14 protein-coding genes are annotated in these 15,106 nt (G+C 72.0%); 7 read left to right on the top strand and 7 right to left on the bottom strand.

Annotated elements, in window-relative coordinates; genetic code table 11:
• Nucleotides 1-2 precede the first annotated feature (2 nt).
• Entirely contained in the window at nt 3-482 is a 480-nt protein-coding gene (locus tag HS041_RS37200; RefSeq protein ID WP_196445623.1) for a hypothetical protein, read from the top strand.
• Between the two features lie 257 nt (nt 483-739).
• Nucleotides 740-1,159 carry a VOC family protein gene (locus tag HS041_RS37195; RefSeq protein ID WP_196445622.1) on the top strand — a complete coding sequence of 140 codons (420 nt, stop codon included), beginning with the start codon at nt 740-742 and terminating at the stop codon, nt 1,157-1,159.
• Between the two features lie 104 nt (nt 1,160-1,263).
• Here the strand turns inward: HS041_RS37195 and HS041_RS37190 are convergent, their stop codons facing one another.
• From HS041_RS37190 to HS041_RS37160, 7 genes are all read right to left on the bottom strand, one after another.
• Nucleotides 1,264-1,500, bottom strand: coding sequence for a hypothetical protein (locus HS041_RS37190; protein ID WP_196445621.1), 237 nt, complete (start codon nt 1,498-1,500; stop codon nt 1,264-1,266).
• Nucleotides 1,500-1,796 (bottom strand): type II toxin-antitoxin system Phd/YefM family antitoxin, encoded by a 297-nt coding sequence (locus HS041_RS37185; protein WP_196445620.1) that lies wholly within the window; start codon nt 1,794-1,796, stop codon nt 1,500-1,502. Before HS041_RS37185 ends, HS041_RS37190 begins: the two co-directional genes overlap by 1 nt.
• Before the next feature lie 35 nt (nt 1,797-1,831).
• A complete protein-coding gene (locus HS041_RS37180) occupies nt 1,832-2,713 on the bottom strand; it encodes a hypothetical protein (protein WP_196445619.1) in 882 nt (293 codons plus the stop codon).
• A gap of 274 nt (nt 2,714-2,987) precedes the next feature.
• Nucleotides 2,988-4,574 (bottom strand): methyl-accepting chemotaxis protein, encoded by a 1,587-nt coding sequence (locus HS041_RS37175; RefSeq protein ID WP_196445618.1) that lies wholly within the window; start codon nt 4,572-4,574, stop codon nt 2,988-2,990.
• Between the two features lie 217 nt (nt 4,575-4,791).
• Nucleotides 4,792-5,883: a methyl-accepting chemotaxis protein gene (locus HS041_RS37170; protein ID WP_196445617.1), complete on the bottom strand. Its 1,092-nt coding sequence runs from the start codon at nt 5,881-5,883 to the stop codon at nt 4,792-4,794.
• Nucleotides 5,884-6,022: 139 nt separating this feature from the next.
• Nucleotides 6,023-7,120 carry a sugar ABC transporter substrate-binding protein gene (locus tag HS041_RS37165; RefSeq protein ID WP_196445616.1) on the bottom strand — a complete coding sequence of 366 codons (1,098 nt, stop codon included), beginning with the start codon at nt 7,118-7,120 and terminating at the stop codon, nt 6,023-6,025.
• Nucleotides 7,121-7,161: 41 nt separating this feature from the next.
• Nucleotides 7,162-8,829, bottom strand: coding sequence for a methyl-accepting chemotaxis protein (locus tag HS041_RS37160; protein WP_196445615.1), 1,668 nt, complete (start codon nt 8,827-8,829; stop codon nt 7,162-7,164).
• A 459-nt stretch (nt 8,830-9,288) separates the two neighbouring features.
• On the opposite strand from HS041_RS37160, the gene wecB reads away from it, so the two are divergent.
• The 5 genes from wecB to HS041_RS37135 all read left to right on the top strand — a co-directional run bounded on the left by wecB (nt 9,289) and on the right by HS041_RS37135 (nt 15,013).
• Nucleotides 9,289-10,455 (top strand): non-hydrolyzing UDP-N-acetylglucosamine 2-epimerase, encoded by a 1,167-nt coding sequence (gene wecB / locus HS041_RS37155; protein ID WP_196445614.1) that lies wholly within the window; start codon nt 9,289-9,291, stop codon nt 10,453-10,455.
• Nucleotides 10,456-10,671: 216 nt separating this feature from the next.
• Nucleotides 10,672-12,696, top strand: coding sequence for a flagellar biosynthesis protein FlhA (gene flhA, locus HS041_RS37150; protein ID WP_196445613.1), 2,025 nt, complete (start codon nt 10,672-10,674; stop codon nt 12,694-12,696).
• Complete coding sequence (locus tag HS041_RS37145) at nt 12,674-14,020, top strand: hypothetical protein (protein WP_196445612.1); 1,347 nt, start codon at nt 12,674-12,676, stop codon at nt 14,018-14,020. The genes flhA and HS041_RS37145 overlap by 23 nt, the downstream gene beginning before the upstream one ends.
• Nucleotides 14,017-14,655, top strand: coding sequence for a PilZ domain-containing protein (locus HS041_RS37140; protein ID WP_196445611.1), 639 nt, complete (start codon nt 14,017-14,019; stop codon nt 14,653-14,655). The genes HS041_RS37145 and HS041_RS37140 overlap by 4 nt, the downstream gene beginning before the upstream one ends.
• Complete coding sequence (locus HS041_RS37135) at nt 14,639-15,013, top strand: hypothetical protein (RefSeq protein WP_196445610.1); 375 nt, start codon at nt 14,639-14,641, stop codon at nt 15,011-15,013. Before HS041_RS37140 ends, HS041_RS37135 begins: the two co-directional genes overlap by 17 nt.
• Nucleotides 15,014-15,106 lie beyond the last annotated feature (93 nt).

Below are 15,106 nucleotides of genomic sequence, written 5' to 3'. Positions count from 1 at the left end.
CCATGTCGACACTTCCGGTCCCGAAGAACATCAAGGACCTGTTCGAGGACCTGCTCGGCCGTCCTGTCACCGTGGGCGCAACCGACCCCGCGGTCACCGCCGACCTGAACAAGGCGGTCGTAGCCCTCTACGTCGACAACTCGAGGAAACTCACGGCAGTGGCAGGCATGGACCTCAAGCTCGCCTCCTACGCCGGGGCGGCCATCGGCCTGATCCCGGCCGGCGGTGCGGAGGCGTCGATCGAGGACGGGGAGCTGACCCCGATGCTCGCGGACAACGTGCGCGAGGTCTGCAACATCATCACCGGCATGCTCAACCAGTTGGACTTGCCTCACCTGAAGCTGTACGAGTCGTACATGCCCGGCGAGACCGCGCCGGCGGACGCCATCGCCCGCCTGCTCGCCCTCGGTGCCCGCCTCGATCTGGTGGTCGAGATCGGCGGGTACGGCAAGGGGAAGTTCTGGCTCTCCCTGGCCGGCTGACCGGCCCGCAGCCCGGCCGGACAGGGAGTTCAACCCGCAAGGCGCCGTCCCCCTCCCGTGGGGGGCGGCGCCTTCGGCGTTCCCGCGTTCCGGTACGGCCATGCGGAGATCGACTGCCGGATGTCGGCTGGAACCTCCTGGAGGTCGGCACGAAATTGACTTCGCCGAAAAAAGTGCTCAGTGGATGAGCACTTTGAAGCGGAGAATGATCTGTGTCAGTCACCACGGCGGATCCCGCCGCGACCCAGGGAGCACAGATGCTGCGAGGACTCACCACCGTCTCGTTCTACGCCGACGATCTGGAGGCGGCCAAGCGGTGGTACACCGAACTGCTGGGCCTGGAGCCGTACTTCAACCGCCACGGACCGGACGGCAGCCTGGGGTACGTCGAATTCCGCCTCGGCGACTACCAGCACGAGCTGGGCATCATCGACAGCCGCTACGCGCCCTGGCGCCCGTCGTCCGGTCCGGCCGGAGCCATCGTGTACTGGCACGTCGACGACGTGCAGGCGGTCTTCGAGAAGCTGCTGGCCATGGGGGCGGTGGAGCACGACAGGCCCGTGGACCGCGGCAAGGGGTTCGTGACGGCCTCGGTGACCGATCCGTTCGGCAACATCCTGGGCGTCATGTACAACCCGCACTACCTGGACATTCTTGGATCATTCCGGCAGGCATGACCGGCCGCGGGGCCGGGGAGAGGCGCGTCCGGCGAGAAACATGCGGGACGCCGTCCGGCGGGGTGCCTCCCGCCGGACGGCCCCGCGCGCTCAGGACTCCCGGATCAGGTGTTGGCCCGGACGACCCAGACGGACACGTGGTCGTCGCCGTAGGTGTAGCGCAATGTGAAGGAGTCCGTCACGATCTCGAAAGCGGCCGGGATCATCCCGTACGGCCGCGTGCCGAGCGGCTCGGGCTCCTCCGGCAGGGAGTAGACCGTCTCCAGGACGGCCGCGCGCAGGCCGAGCGGCAGCTTCAGGACCGACTCCTCGGCCTGGGAGCTCCACAGAACGGTCCGCATCAGTCACGTGTGCCCGGCAGCGGCACGCCGAAGTGGGCGTAGGCCGCCTCCTTGCCGGCGAAGCCGGTCAGCCGGGCCTCGCCGCGCTCCACGGCCGCCATGCGTTCCTTCATCTCCGCGACCTCGGCTTGCGCCCGGAGCCGCTGGAGCTCGGCGTACTCCTCTTCGCCGATGAGCACGGCGTGCTCGTCGGCCGAGCGGCTGATGCGCACCGGGATGTGGCCGTGCACGGCGCGGGACACCAGGGTGCCCAGGCGCTTACGGGCTTCGACGATCCCGATCTGCTCCATCTCCATGTGGACACATTAATGCATGTGCTCATTGTGTACACCTAGTCGGCCCCGCCGGAGGAGCTCACGGACTGGTGGGCGGCGGCCAGGCGGGCGGTGCGCGCCAGCAGGACGTGGACCGGGTGGTCGCCGGGGAGCGCGGCGGGGGCGAGGTCGGCCAGGAGGAGGCGCAGGCGGGCGGCCAGGTGGCGGATCCGGGTGACGCGGCCGGGGTGGCCGGGGTCGTCCGGGACGCGGGAGAGGGACTCGGCCAGCTCGTCGAAGGCCTCGGCCAGGTCGGGGTCCGGAAGCCGCGCGGGGTCCGGAGCGGGGCCGGACGCGGCACCGGGGGGAGCGGCGGGCGCGGGGCCCTCGGACGGGACGCCGGGTGCGGGATCCGCGGAGGGGGAGCCGGTGCTCGCGGTGGCGAGCAGGTCGCGGTGCTCCAGCAGCCGGGCGGTGCAGGTCAGCAGGGCGGCTCCGTTCCGGTCCAGCCAGGCCCGCTCCCGCGACTCGGTACGGCGTGCGGCCCGCTCGGCGACCTCGCTGCGCGGCCCGCCCCGTTCGGCGGCGGCGTGGCGGAGGATGCGGTGCTGTACGGCCTGGCGGGAGCGGAGCCCCAGCGCGCCCGCCAGCTCCCCCAGACTCAGCCCGGCCTCGACACCGAGGGCGAGGAGCCGGGACTCCAGCCGGTCCAGGCGGCCGGGCAGGGCGGGGATCGCGCGCCTGCCGTACTCCAGCAGGACCAGGGCGTCCAGGACGTCGCGCCGGAGCACCTCGCCGGGCACGCGCCGGTGGGCCGCCACGTAGGAGGCCACCTCGAGCGGCCCGTCGGGAAGGGCCTCCAGGTCGGGGTCGTCGCAGCGGGAGCGCCGAGCGATGATCTCCTCGACGCGGCGCAGGGCGTCGGACTCCGGTACGGCGCGGATCGTTCTCGTGGGCACCGTCAATACTGTATTGACGACGGTCGGCGGCCGCCACCGCCCGGTCCGGCGGCCACGGACCCTTCGATCCCGGGCCGGCGGACATGGAGATCAGCCGAGCCCGAGCCGGCCCGGCACCGTGCCCGTCACGGGGACGGCGGCTCTTGCCGGCCTCCTGGGCCCGGAGGCCGCAGCACTGCGGATGGTCGCGGTGGATGAGGCCGGGTGCGCCTCGGTGGATGCCCCGGTTCGTGGGCGAATTCCAGGAACCGGGACATCCACCGGCGACTTCGGGTCAGAAGCGGAACCGGCCGACCAGCCGGCGGAGCTCGCCGCTCATCGTGGCCAGCGCGTCGGCGGACTGCTGCGACCGCTCGGCGCCCAGGCGGGCGCGCTCCACGACGGCGGAGACGCCGGAGATGCTGGCAGCGATCTTGGAGCTGCCCCCGGCGGCGCTGGAGACGCCGCGGTTCATCTCCTCGGTGGTCGCGGTCTGCTCCTCGACGGCCGCGGCGATGGTCTGCTGCGCCTCACTGATCTTGCTGATCACCGAGGCGATCTGGTCGATCGCCGACACCGCGTCGGCGGTGTCGGCCTGGATGGCCTGCACGCGCCTGGAGATGTCCTCGGTGGCCTTGGCGGTCTCCTGGGCCAGGTCCTTGACCTCGCCCGCCACGACCGCGAAGCCCTTGCCGGCCTCGCCGGCGCGGGCGGCCTCGATGGTGGCGTTGAGCGCCAGCAGGTTGGTCTGCTCGGCGATCGAGGTGATCAGCTTGACGACGTTGCTGATCTGGGCGGACGACTCGCCGAGACGGGCGACGGTCTCGGTGGCGTCGTTCACCTTGGCGACCGTCGCGTCGGCGACGGACGCGGCGGCGGAGGTGTTGCGGGAGATCTCGCTGATCGAGGCCCCCATCTCCTCCGAACCGCTGGCCACGCTCTCCAGGTGGTGGGAGACGTCCCCGGCGGCCGAGGCGACCGAGGCGACCTCGACGGAGGCCTGGGCGGAGTCGCCGTTGAGGCTCGCGGCGAGCCCGTTCAGGTCGCCGGCCGCGTGGGCGACCTGGTCGGTGTTCTCGGCGATGCCCCGCAGGGTGCCGGAGATCCGCTCCAGCGCCTCGTCCAGCGCCGTGCTCATGCGGCCGATCTCGTCGCCGCGGTCGATCCCCAGGCGCGGGGTCAGGTCGCCGCCGGCGACCTTCTCCAGGATGTCGACGACGCGCTCGACCGGCTTGCGCACCGTACGGGTGAGCAGGACGGCGCAGGCCGCCCCGAGCAGGACGGCCACGGCGGCGAGCAGGCCGGCGCGCCGGTTGGCCGCGTCGCGGCTCTCGGCCAGGGCGGCGAGCTGGGCGTTGCGCTCGGCCACGACCGAGGCGTCGAACGCCGCGGCGGCGTCCATGGCCTTGAAGTACGGCGGGCCCTCGACGTCGTTGCTGAGGCGGACGGCCTCCTCGCGGTCACCTGACCGCATGGCCGTCCACACCTGCTCGTCAATTCGGATGAACTCATCGAATCCATCGCGGATCGTGGCGACGGCCTCGCGCTGCTCTCCGGGGGAGGCCATCGCCTCGACCTCCTCGACCAGCGCGGCGGCCTTGTCACGGGCCCCGATGAAGAACTCGCGCTTGGCGTCCCTGGACGCCTCGGAGGCCGTGTAGGCGGTCTGCAGGCCGTACATGTCGGAGAAGCGGAACTGCAGCAGCGCCACCGTCCGGGCCTTCGGATCGATCTCCTCGGCCACCCGGCGGGCCTGCTCGTTGAGGTCGTCGCGGACGGCGAAACCGTCGGCGACCACCACGATCAGCAGTGCCAGGACGATGCCGAACCCCGCGCGGAGCTTCCAGCCGAGTGACAGGTCTCTTACAAGTCGACGCATCATGGCACCTTTTCGAGGTGGTGAGATATTTCTCATCCCATCGGCACCAGCCGCCCTTATCTGAGGGGCGCTCCCGAGCCGGGCCTCCGTCCGGGGAACGACCGCCTCGACCCGCCGCCCCGACCCGCCGACGCGACCGGGGCCGCTTCCCTGCGGGGAAGCGGCCCCGGTCGGACGCCGTGTTGCGCCCGATCTCAGAGCGCCGTCGTGGTGCCCCGGCTCAGCGCCCGGCCACCACGACGTCGGCCACCTGGCTGAGCTGCGCGGACTGGTCCCTCAGCCGTGCGGCGGCGGTGAGCACGGTCTCGGCCGCCTGGGCCGCGGCCTGCCCGGAACCGGCGACCGAGGCCATCCCGCGGGACATCTCCGCGCTGGTCGCGCTCTGCTCCTCCACCGCGGCGGCGATCAGCGTCTGCTGCTCGGCGACGGCGTCGATCAGGCTGGCGATGCCGGAGATCCCCGCGGCGGCCTGGGTGCTCTCCGCCTGGATGCCGTCGATCATGTCGGTGATCTGGGCGGTCGCCTCGGCCGTACGGGCGGCCAGGTCCTTGACCTCGCTGGCCACGACCGCGAAGCCCTTGCCCATCTCACCGGCGCGGGCGGACTCGATGGTGGCGTTCAGGGCGAGCAGCTTGGTCTGCTCGGCGATCTCGGTGATCAGCTTGGTGATGCTGCCGATCTGCCGGCTGGACTCCTGCAGCTGCTCCATCCTGCGGGTGGCGTCGCGGGCGGACTCCACGGCCGTCGCGGTGCTGGATGCGGCGCTGCTGACCCCCTGGGAGATCTCCTGGATGCTCTCGGTCAGCTCCGTGGAGCTGTGCGAGACGGTCTCCGCCTGCCCCGCGCTCTCCCCGGCGGTGCGCGACAGCTCCTCGCCGGCCTCGGCCAGGAGCGCGCTGGTCGCGGAGAGCTCCTGGCTCAGCTCCCGCACGGCCTTGTCGGTCCGCACCCGATCGGTCGCGTCCTCCCAGGTCACGATGTAGCCGCCGGGAATCCGGTCGAAGCCCATCGACCCGTAGGTCGTCTGACCTTCGAGGTCCAGGGTGGACAGCGAGGTGTACGGGAAAGAGGACGCCTTGCGCAGGTGGGTCTTGAGGCTCTCGGCCAGCATCATCAGGGCCTCGATCCCGTAGGTCGCGATCGTGTCCTGCATGAGCTTGTCAGCCGCCTGGTTGCGGTACAGGACGTCCCCGGCCTCGTTGACGATCAGCAACACCGCGGGGGCCTTGTCGAGCGCTGCCATCAGTGAGTCGTGGGACTGCACCACCGGGTGGACGTCCGCGCTCTTGCGGCGAGACCGCCACCATTTCATCGTCTTCAGCTCCTTCAATCGACTCTAGGAGACAGATCGGTAGCGCGAGGCCGAAGTTGAGGGTCCCGGCCGGAGTGCCGTCCCGCCCGCCGCACGGCGGGCGGGACGCGGAGAAGAGAGGCGCGGACCGGGCGGCCGGTCAGGCGATGCCCGCCGCCGAGCACGCCTCGGCGTACGCGCCGGCGCACAGCGCGCCCGGGGTGACGTAGCCGTCCTTGATCACGGTCTCCTCGATGGTGTCCCTGGTGACCGTGACCGGGTCGAGCAGGAGGGACGGCACGGCACCGGCGCCGTTGTCCACCGTGTCGTCCATCTCCGGGCGCTCGCCGCCGAGGAGCCTGAACGCCAGCTCGGCGGTCTTCTCCGCCTCCAGGCGCACGGCCTTGTAGACGGTCATGTGCTGCTGCCCGGCGAGGATGCGCTGCAGCGCGGCGACCTCGGCGTCCTGGCCGGTGACCGGCACATCCGGCAGGCCGGCCGCCTTCAGCGCCGCGATCGCACCGCCCGCCGTACCGTCGTTGGCCGCGTAGACGCCGACCAGGTCGCGCCCGCGCAGGGACGGCAGCGTGCGCGCGGTCCAGGCCTTGGCGTTGTCCGGGTTCCACTCGGGGGTGTCGAATTCCGCGGCGATGCGGACCTTGCCGTCGAGGGTCTCGTGCGCGCCCTTCTTGAAGAGGGTCGCGTTGTTGTCGGTCGGCGAGCCGTTGATCCACAGAATCTCACCGGAGCGCGCCCGGTCGCCCAGCGCGGCCAGCAGCGCCTCGGCCTGCAGCCGGCCGACCTTCGCGTTGTCGAAGGAGACGTAGTAGTCGACGGGCGTGCCGAGGACCAGCCGGTCGTAGGAGATGACCGGCACGTCGCGCTCCCTGGCCCGCTCCACGATCTTCGCGGCGGCGGCGCTGTCGACCGGGGTGAGCACCAGTACCTTCGCGCCCTCTTCCAGCGCCTCCTCGGCCTGGGAGAGCTGCTCGGCCGCGTCCTGCCCGGCGTTGCGGTAGTCGATCGCGCAGTCCGGGCAGAGCTGCTTGAGCCGCTGGGAGAAGTACGGCGCGTCCGCCGCGTCGTAGCGGCTCGCGGCGCGTTCCGGCAGCAGCAGTGCCACCCGCCCGGTGGCCGCGCCCGGGACGCCTCCGGCCGTGTCACCGTCGTCGGACGCCGGCAGGATGCCGCAGCCGGCCAGGAGCGTTCCGGCGACCGCGGCGGTCACCGCCGCCAGGATCCGTCGGTATGTGCGCATGATGTTCTCGTCTCTTTCGACAGGGCCGCTGGCCGGCCGGATCAGTACGTGAAGCGGGACACGAGCGTGCGCATCCGCGCCGCCATCCCCGCCAGCTCGTCGATGGCCTCGGCGGTGCTGGCCACGCCCTGCCTGGTCATGTCGGTGGCCTCGGCGACACCGCCGACGTTGGCCGCGATGCCGCCGGATCCGGCGGCGGCGTCGGAGACGCTGTGGCTCATCGCCCGGGTCGTCACCGCCTGCTCCTCGACGGCGGCGGCCACGGTCTCCTGGTACTCGCTGATCTGCGCGATCACGCCGGTGATCTCGCTGATCGCGCAGACCGCCGCATCGGTGTCGGCCTGGATGGCCTGCACCCGGTGGCCGATGTCCTCGGTGGCCTTGGCGGTCTCCTGGGCCAGCTCCTTGACCTCCTGGGCCACCACCGCGAAGCCCTTGCCGAACTCGCCGGCGCGGGCGGCCTCGATGGTGGCGTTGAGCGCCAGCAGGTTGGTCTGCTGGGCGATGGAGGTGATGGTCTTGACGACGTCGCCGATCTCCGCACTGGAGGTGCCCAGCTTGCCGATCGTCTCGTTCGCCGACCTCGCGATGCCCACGGCCCGGCTGGCCACCTCGACCGCCTCGGTCGTGTTGCGGGAGATCTCCTGGATGGACGCGCCCATCTCCTCGGCGCCGGCGGCGACCGCCGCCACGTGCGAGCTGACCTCGGCCGCCGCGCCGGCGACCCCGTCGGCGCGGCCGGATGCCTCCTGGGCACTCGCCCCCATCTGCGTGCTGATCGCCGACAGCTCCTCGGAGGCGGCGGCCAGCGACGCGGAGTTCTCGCCGAGCGCCCGGACGGCGTCGCGCGTGCTGGCGGTCGCGATCGCCAGCGCCTCGGCCATCTCGCCCACCTCGTCGCGCTGTACGGCCTGCACCTCGGCGGTGAGGTCACCGGCGGCCACGGCCTGCAGGACGCGGCGCACCCGCCGGATCGGCTTGACGATCAGGCCGGAGATGTAGCGGCTGAGCGCGAGCGCGACGACCAGGCCCGCCAGGAGGGTCGCGACCATGACGGTGCGCGCGGTGTCGTGGGCCGAGTGCGCCGCGGCCGCCGCGGCGGCGCCGCTGGTCTGCTCGTAGCGGAGCAGCTCCTCCAGGGCCGTCATCGCGTTGGCGCTGGTGATCTGCCCGTCGCCGAGGTAGGCCTGCTGGAAGGCGGCGGCGTCGCCGGACTCGGCGAGCGGGAGGAGACGGTGCTCCAGGATGGTGCGGTAGGCCGTCCACCAGATGTCGAACCGGTCGACCAGCTCGCGCTGGGCCTTCTCGCTCACCGACGTGCGGTAGGCCTCCAGGGCCTGGGCGAGCTGCTCGTCTGCCTCGTCGATCCCGTCGCGGAAGGACTTCCTGGCGACCTGCCCGTCGGACAGGGCCAGGTTCGCGATGTTGTTCTGCACGCGCAGCGCCGCGGAGTTGATCGCCGCCAGCCGGGCCGAGGGCTCCAGGTTGCCGCGGTAGATGTCCTCGACGCGCTGGTCGACGCTGCCGAGGCCGGACAGGCCGACCGCGACGACGACCGTCGCGACCGAGCAGCCCAGGGCCACGAGCAGCAGCAGCTTCCGCGAGATCGCCATGTTCGCCACGACCCGCCGGAGTCCTCCCCCGTGCGTCGCACCCGCTGCCGGAGCACCGGCGGCCCGCCGGGCGGTCTCGTCTGAGGCGTCGTTCATCGGCCCCGTGTTCCTTCCACTCATGGCCGGCGACAACGCGCGGCTGTCGGAAGATCGGCCGCGTAGGGCGTCGGTTGAGGATTTCGAGGAGCGGAACAGTCATATTTCAGGAGCAGAGACGGCGGCGTGCGCGCGGCGGGCAAGCGCCGCGGACCGCGGATCCCGAAGGCCCGGGAAAGCCCTCCGGGACGGGGAGACCCGCGAAGACGGGAAGATCCCCGCAGACGCCGGAGGCTCCCGGGGGCGGGGACCGCCGCCCCCATCGGCGGCGGAGACCGCGATCTGAGATCCCGGTGCCGGCCCCGCCGTCCCGCCCGCACCGACGACTTCCGGCGGGCGCCGGATCTGGCTAAGCAACGCCTGCTTTCTGCCGATCGGAAGGCGCGGGATCGCTGCGGCACGCCGTTCTCGGTGTCCCGGCAACCCGTGACTCATCCCACACGGTCAGGAGTTCCGGCGATGTCCGCGATCCACCCTCCCCTGCGACGGGGCCGCATCCGTGCCGCCCTCGTCCTCGGGACCCGGCCGGAGGCGATCAAGCTCGCCCCGGTCCTGCGCGCGATGAGCGCCTCTCCGCTCTTCGAGCCCATGGTCGTCTCGACCGGACAGCATCGGGAGATGCTCGACCAGATGCTGAGCCGGTTGCGGATGGACAGCAGCCGCGACCTCGCCGTCATGCGCGACCGCCAGCGGCTGTCGGGGCTGACGGCCCGCCTGATCAGCGGTCTGGGCGAGGCCGTGCGGGCCGACGAACCCGACGTGGTGATCGTCCAGGGGGACACGACGACGGCGATGACCGGAGCGCTGGCCGCGTTCTACGAGGGCGTGCCGGTCGCGCACGTGGAGGCGGGGCTGCGCACCGGAGTCATCGGCAACCCCTTCCCCGAGGAGCTCAACCGCCGCCTCGTGGCGCCCATGGTGCGCTGGCACTTCGCGCCCACCGAGGGCTCGGCCGCCAACCTGATGGCCGAGGGCGTCGACCCCGATCAGGTCGAGGTGACCGGCAACACCGTGATCGACAACCTGCTGTGGGTGCTGGAGCGCGGCGAGGGCCGCTCGGCGTTCACCACCTCCGGTCTGCGGCGGGTGCTGGTGACCCTGCACCGCCGGGAGAACCAGGGCGAGACCATGCAGGGCATCGCCACGGCGCTGGGCGAGCTGGCCGGCCGGTCCGATGTGGAGATCGTGCTGCCGCTGCACAAGAGCCCCGCCGTGCGGGACGCCCTGCTGCCGATCCTGGGCGACCACCCGCGCGTCCGGCTCGTCGAGCCGCTGGACTACTTCGACTTCGCCGCCACGCTCGACGCCTGCGATCTCGTGCTGACCGACTCGGGCGGGGTCCAGGAGGAGGCGCCCACGCTGGGCAAGCCCGTCCTGGTGCTGCGCACCACCACCGAGCGTCCCGAGGCCGTGGACGCCGGGGTCGCCCTCCTGGTGGGCACCGAGCCGGGCGAGGTCGCCGCCGCGGCCCACCGCCTGCTCGACGACCGCATCGCCTACGGGCGGATGGCGTGCGCGGTCAATCCCTTCGGGGACGGGCGGGCGGCCGAGCGCATCGTGCGCCGGCTCGCCTTCGACCTGACCGGCCGTACCGAGCGTGGTGAGGACGACCTGGCCGTCGCCTGACCCCTCCCCGGTGGAGCCGCGGCGCGCCCTCGCATGCGTCGCGGCTCCACCGGCATGCCCTTTTTCTCGCCGGGCCTCGCGGAAACCCTCAGGAGGATCCGGCGGCGGCCGATGGGAGAAGTCGCCAGGACGGCAGCGTGGTCATGGAGCAGACCTGCGGAAGCGATCCAAGCCAGAAGCGGAGGGGGCACCGCATTGCCTAAAGGCCTGAGCCAGATGGCCGTTCCCATCGGTGTCGTCCTGATCGTCGTGATGATGGTCATCCCGATGCCGACGGTCCTGCTCGACATGCTCATCGCCGCCAACATCACGATCGCCCTGATCGTGGTCATGGTCAGCATGAACGTGAAGCGGCCGCTGGAGTTCTCCTCCTTCCCCGCGCTTCTGCTCGTCCTCACGCTGTTCCGGCTGGCGCTCAACATCAGCGCGACCCGCCTGGTGCTGCTCGACGGCTTCGCCGGCAAGGTCATCGAGGCCTTCGGCCACTTCGTCGTCGGCGGCTCGCTGATCGTCGGAATCGTGATCTTCACGATCCTGGTCATCATCCAGTTCATCGTCATCACCAAGGGCGCCGAGCGCGTCGCCGAGGTCGGCGCGCGCTTCACCCTCGACGCGATGCCCGGCAAGCAGATGGCCATCGACGCCGACCTCAACGCCGGTCTCATCGACGAGGCCGAGGCCCGCAAGCGCCGCCACGAGGTCACCGCCGAGGCCGACTTCTACGGCTCGATGGACGGTGGCTCGAAGTTCGTCAAGGGCGACGCCATCGCCGCCATCATCATCACCTTCATCAACCTCGTCGGCGGCTTCACCGTGGGCGTGATCCAGAACGGCATGCCGGCCGGCGAGGCGATCCAGACCTACAGCCTCCTGAGCATCGGTGACGGCCTGGTCTCCCAGATCCCCGCGCTGCTGCTGTCGGTCGCGACCGGCCTCATGGTGGCCCGCGCGAGCGGCGAGGGCGACATGGGCAGCTCGGTCACCAGCCAGCTCGGCGCCCAGAAGCGCGCGCTGCAGGTCGGCGGCGGAGCCGCCCTGGCCCTGGTCCTCATCCCCGGCCTGCCCAAGCTTCCCTTCCTCGTCATCGGCGGCATCGTCCTGTTCATCGCCCAGCGCGCGCCCTCCGCCCCGGCCGAGGAGTCCGAGGAGTCCGAGGCCGCCGCGATCGCCGGTCCGGCGCCGGACTCGCCCGAGTCCCTCATGGGAGAGATCCGGGTCGACCCGCTGGAGCTGGCTCTCGCCCCCGACCTCATCGATCTGGTCGACGCCGCCGGCGGCGACCTGCTCGACCGGGTGCGCTCGCTCCGCCGCAAGATCGCTCTGGAGACCGGCATCATCATGCCGCCGGTGCACACCCGGGACGACCTCGACCTGCCCCTGTCGACCTACGTGGTCCGCGTCAACGGCGTGGAGGTCGCCCGCGGCCAGGCCCCGCCCGGCACGGTGCTGGCCATCGGCGACGGGCTGGAGAGCCTGCCGGGCCGGGCCGGCCTGGAGCCGGTGTTCGGCCTGGAGGGCAAGTGGGTCCCGGCCGAGCTGCGCCACCAGGCGGAGCTCACCGGAGCGACCGTCGTCGACCGCGCCTCGGTCATCATCACCCACCTGTCGGAGGTGGTGCGCGCCAACGCCAGCCGCCTGCTGGGCCGCGAGGACGTCCGCGCGCTGGTCGAGGCCGTACGGCGCACCCACCCGGTCGTGGTGGAGGAGCTCACCCCGGCGCTGCTGAGCCTGGGCCAGATCCAGATGGTGCTGCAGTCGCTGCTCGACGAGGGAGTGTCCATCCGGGACCTGGTGCGCATCTTCGAGGCGCTCTCGCTCGCCGGCAAGAACACCTCGGACCTGGACACGCTCCACGAGGCCGTCCGCAGTTCCCTGGGCCCGGCCATCGCCGCCCAGCACGCCACCCCGGAGGGCGGCCTGCCGGTGCTGACGCTGGACCCCAGGCTGGAGCACTCGCTGCTGGAGTCGCTGCGCCCCACGGAGCACGGCATCCAGCTGATCATCGACTCGGCCCGGGCCGAGGCCGTGATCATCCAGTCCCAGCGGCTCGTCGAAGCCGCGGAGCAGCAGGGCATCGCGCCCGTCCTGGTCTGCTCGCCCCAGCTGCGGATGCCGCTGCGCCGGATGCTGAAGCTGTCCGCCCCCCGCCTGCCCCTGCTGTCCTACAACGAGATCGCGGAATGCACGTTCCGCATCGAGACCCTGGGAGTTGTGACCGATGCCGAAGCGCTTGCTGCTTGAGGGAACCGACATCGAGGAGCTGCTGACCCGGGTTCGCGATGAGCACGGGCCGAACATCTCCATCGTGTCGGCCGACCGGGTCCGCACCGGCGGGTTCGCCGGGTTCTTCGCCCGTCAGCGCTACGAGCTGACCGTCGAGGTCAACGACGAGCCCGACCTCCCGGCCGCCCGGCCGCAGGTTCCCGCCGAGCAGGCCCAGGCCGGCCAGGCGCCCGCCGACCCGATGGCGATGCTCCTGGCCCAGGCCGAGGAGCAGGAGCGCCGGCTGGGTACGGCCGCCAACCTGGTCCCCGCGGGCGTCCCGCAGCAGCTCACCGCGGCGGCCAGGCCCGCCTCCCAGGGCTTCGCCGCGGCGGCGCAGAGCTTCACCGCCCCGGTCCAGGCGGCGTCCTTCAACCCCGCGCAGGCCGTTCCGGCGCAGGTCTCGGCGCAGATCAAGACCGCCGCCGCCCCGGTTCCGCCGGCGGCGCCCCAGAACTTCGTCGTCGAGACGGGCACCGAGAACCAGGCGTTCGCCGGCATGCTGGCCGCGCTCCAGCGCGACGGCGCCGCCGCTGCCGCCACCGGCTCCGGTGCGATGGTGGCGCGGGCCTACCAGCCGCCGGCCGTCGCCGAGGAGCAGCCCTCCACCGAGGTGGCGCGGGCCTACCGGCCGCCCGTGGTCCAGGCGGAGCGGCCGTTCGCGGGTGCGCTCATGGAGCTCGGCATGCCCGAGCACATGGCCCGCAAGGCCGTCGGGCCCGACATGTACGGTGCGGTCAAGCAGGCGCTCGCGGACCTGCCCGAGGCCCCCGACGCCCCGAGCCGCCCCGGTGACGTGCTCGTCATCGCCGGTGAGACGCACGCCGCCCTGCGCATGGCGAAGCAGGTAGCCCGCACCCTGAACGTGGGCGCCGGGCAGATCCTGCTGGCGGCCCCCTCCACGGCCGGCACCGATGTCCACAGCTCCCGCCGCCTGTCCGGCCCGAGGGCCGCCATCCAGAAGGCCCGCAAGATCCACCGGGACGACGTCCCGTATGTGGTCGTCGTCGCCACCACCCCGGAGGACCGCAACGGCGAGTGGGTGAGCGCGGTCGCCGACGGCCTCGGCGCGACCGCGGTGTGGGCCGTCGTCGACGCGACCCGCAAGACCGCCGACACCGCGCGCCACCTGGGCTCGCTCGGCAAGGTCGACGCGATCGTCGTGAACGCACCCGACGCCACCGGTGACCCGGCGAGCGTCCTCGAACTGAACCTGCCCGTTTCCTACCTGGCAGACCGTCCCTCCACCTCCCAGGCGTGGGCCGCGCTGCTGTGCGAGCGACTGGAGGAGATGCAGTCGTGACATTCATCGGCCTGCCCGACGTCAACGCGCTGGTGGAGATCGCCTTGCCGGACGGCAGGGTCTATCCCACCAGGGTGGAGGACACCGACGGCCTCATGCTCAAGGTCGCCGCGCCGCGCGGCGCCGGAGACATCGACGTACCGGAGCTCGGCACGGAGGTGGCCGTCCGCTGGACCGGTCCCCGGGGCCTGTACACCGCGCCCGGCACCTTCACCGCCCTTGAGCGCTCCCGGGTCAGCCTCTGGACGATCGAGGCCGAGGGCAGCGTGGACTACTTCAGCCGGCGCAACGCCGTACGGGTGTCCGCCGGTGAGCCGATCCGGCTGCTGGACCTCGACGGCGGCGAGGAGGTGTTCCACGGCCGGTTCATCGACATCTCCGAGCGCGGCGTCCGATGCCGCGGGACCGCGGCCGGGGTCTCCTCCGAGCAGACCGTCCTGGTCAAGATGGTGCTGGAGAACAACCTCCTGGCGGTGGAAGGCGACGTGCTCACCACGACGAGGTCCAGCGGGGAGGGCGTCACCGTGGTGGTCGTCTACGACCCGCCGGAGGCCCAGGCGAAACTGATCCGCCGCTATGTGATGAACGCGCAGATCCGAGCCAGGAAGGCGGCCACCGATGGTACTTCTCGCTAATCCCCTGACGCTGCTGATGGCCCTGGTCCTCGCCGGTCCGGCGCTGTGGCACGCGTTCATCCTGGAGGACCTCGAGATCGCCACCGCCCTGATGCGGTATCTGGCGGCCGTGGTGGTGAGCGCCTTCATGCTCGGCGTGCTCCACAGGGTCACCTCCTCCTACGGGCCCGGGGACGAACCGGAGAGCGACGCGGACACCCTCACGGGGAGGGTCACGACCGTGTCGGTGGACAGGGTGCCGACGGGGGGCAGGCGGGTGGCCGACCGGGCCGACGCGCCGGCCCAGGCTCCCGTCGGGGAGCTCACGGCCGCGGGGTCCCCCTCGGCGGAGACCGCGGCGCTTCCTCCGGGCGGCTGACGCCCGCGGGACCCGGCAGCCATCCGGCGTCGTCACGGGTCAGCCTCAGATCGGGCTCCGCGCGGCCGATGGGCACCTTGGACATCCATCTTC

The organism is Planomonospora sp. ID67723 (genome assembly GCF_015711605.1).
Taxonomy (GTDB): Bacteria; Actinomycetota; Actinomycetes; order Streptosporangiales; family Streptosporangiaceae; genus Planomonospora_A.
The sequence above is the reverse complement of the archived record's forward strand: the minus strand, read 5'-3'. Positions and strand labels throughout refer to the sequence as shown.

Bases quoted from the DNA above. Each gene is read 5' to 3' on its own strand.
- HS041_RS37200 (WP_196445623.1), top strand. From the start codon at position 3: ATGTCGACACTTCCGGTCCCGAAGAACATCAAGGACCTGTTCGAGGAC.
- HS041_RS37195 (WP_196445622.1), top strand. From the start codon at position 740: ATGCTGCGAGGACTCACCACCGTCTCGTTCTACGCCGACGATCTGGAG.
- HS041_RS37190 (WP_196445621.1), bottom strand. From the start codon at position 1,500: ATGCGGACCGTTCTGTGGAGCTCCCAGGCCGAGGAGTCGGTCCTGAAG.
- HS041_RS37185 (WP_196445620.1), bottom strand. From the start codon at position 1,796: ATGGAGATGGAGCAGATCGGGATCGTCGAAGCCCGTAAGCGCCTGGGC.
- HS041_RS37175 (WP_196445618.1), bottom strand. From the start codon at position 4,574: ATGATGCGTCGACTTGTAAGAGACCTGTCACTCGGCTGGAAGCTCCGC.
- HS041_RS37170 (WP_196445617.1), bottom strand. From the start codon at position 5,883: ATGAAATGGTGGCGGTCTCGCCGCAAGAGCGCGGACGTCCACCCGGTG.
- HS041_RS37165 (WP_196445616.1), bottom strand. From the start codon at position 7,120: ATGCGCACATACCGACGGATCCTGGCGGCGGTGACCGCCGCGGTCGCC.
- HS041_RS37160 (WP_196445615.1), bottom strand. From the start codon at position 8,829: ATGAACGACGCCTCAGACGAGACCGCCCGGCGGGCCGCCGGTGCTCCG.
- wecB (WP_196445614.1), top strand. From the start codon at position 9,289: ATGTCCGCGATCCACCCTCCCCTGCGACGGGGCCGCATCCGTGCCGCC.
- flhA (WP_196445613.1), top strand. From the start codon at position 10,672: ATGGCCGTTCCCATCGGTGTCGTCCTGATCGTCGTGATGATGGTCATC.
- HS041_RS37145 (WP_196445612.1), top strand. From the start codon at position 12,674: ATGCCGAAGCGCTTGCTGCTTGAGGGAACCGACATCGAGGAGCTGCTG.
- HS041_RS37135 (WP_196445610.1), top strand. From the start codon at position 14,639: ATGGTACTTCTCGCTAATCCCCTGACGCTGCTGATGGCCCTGGTCCTC.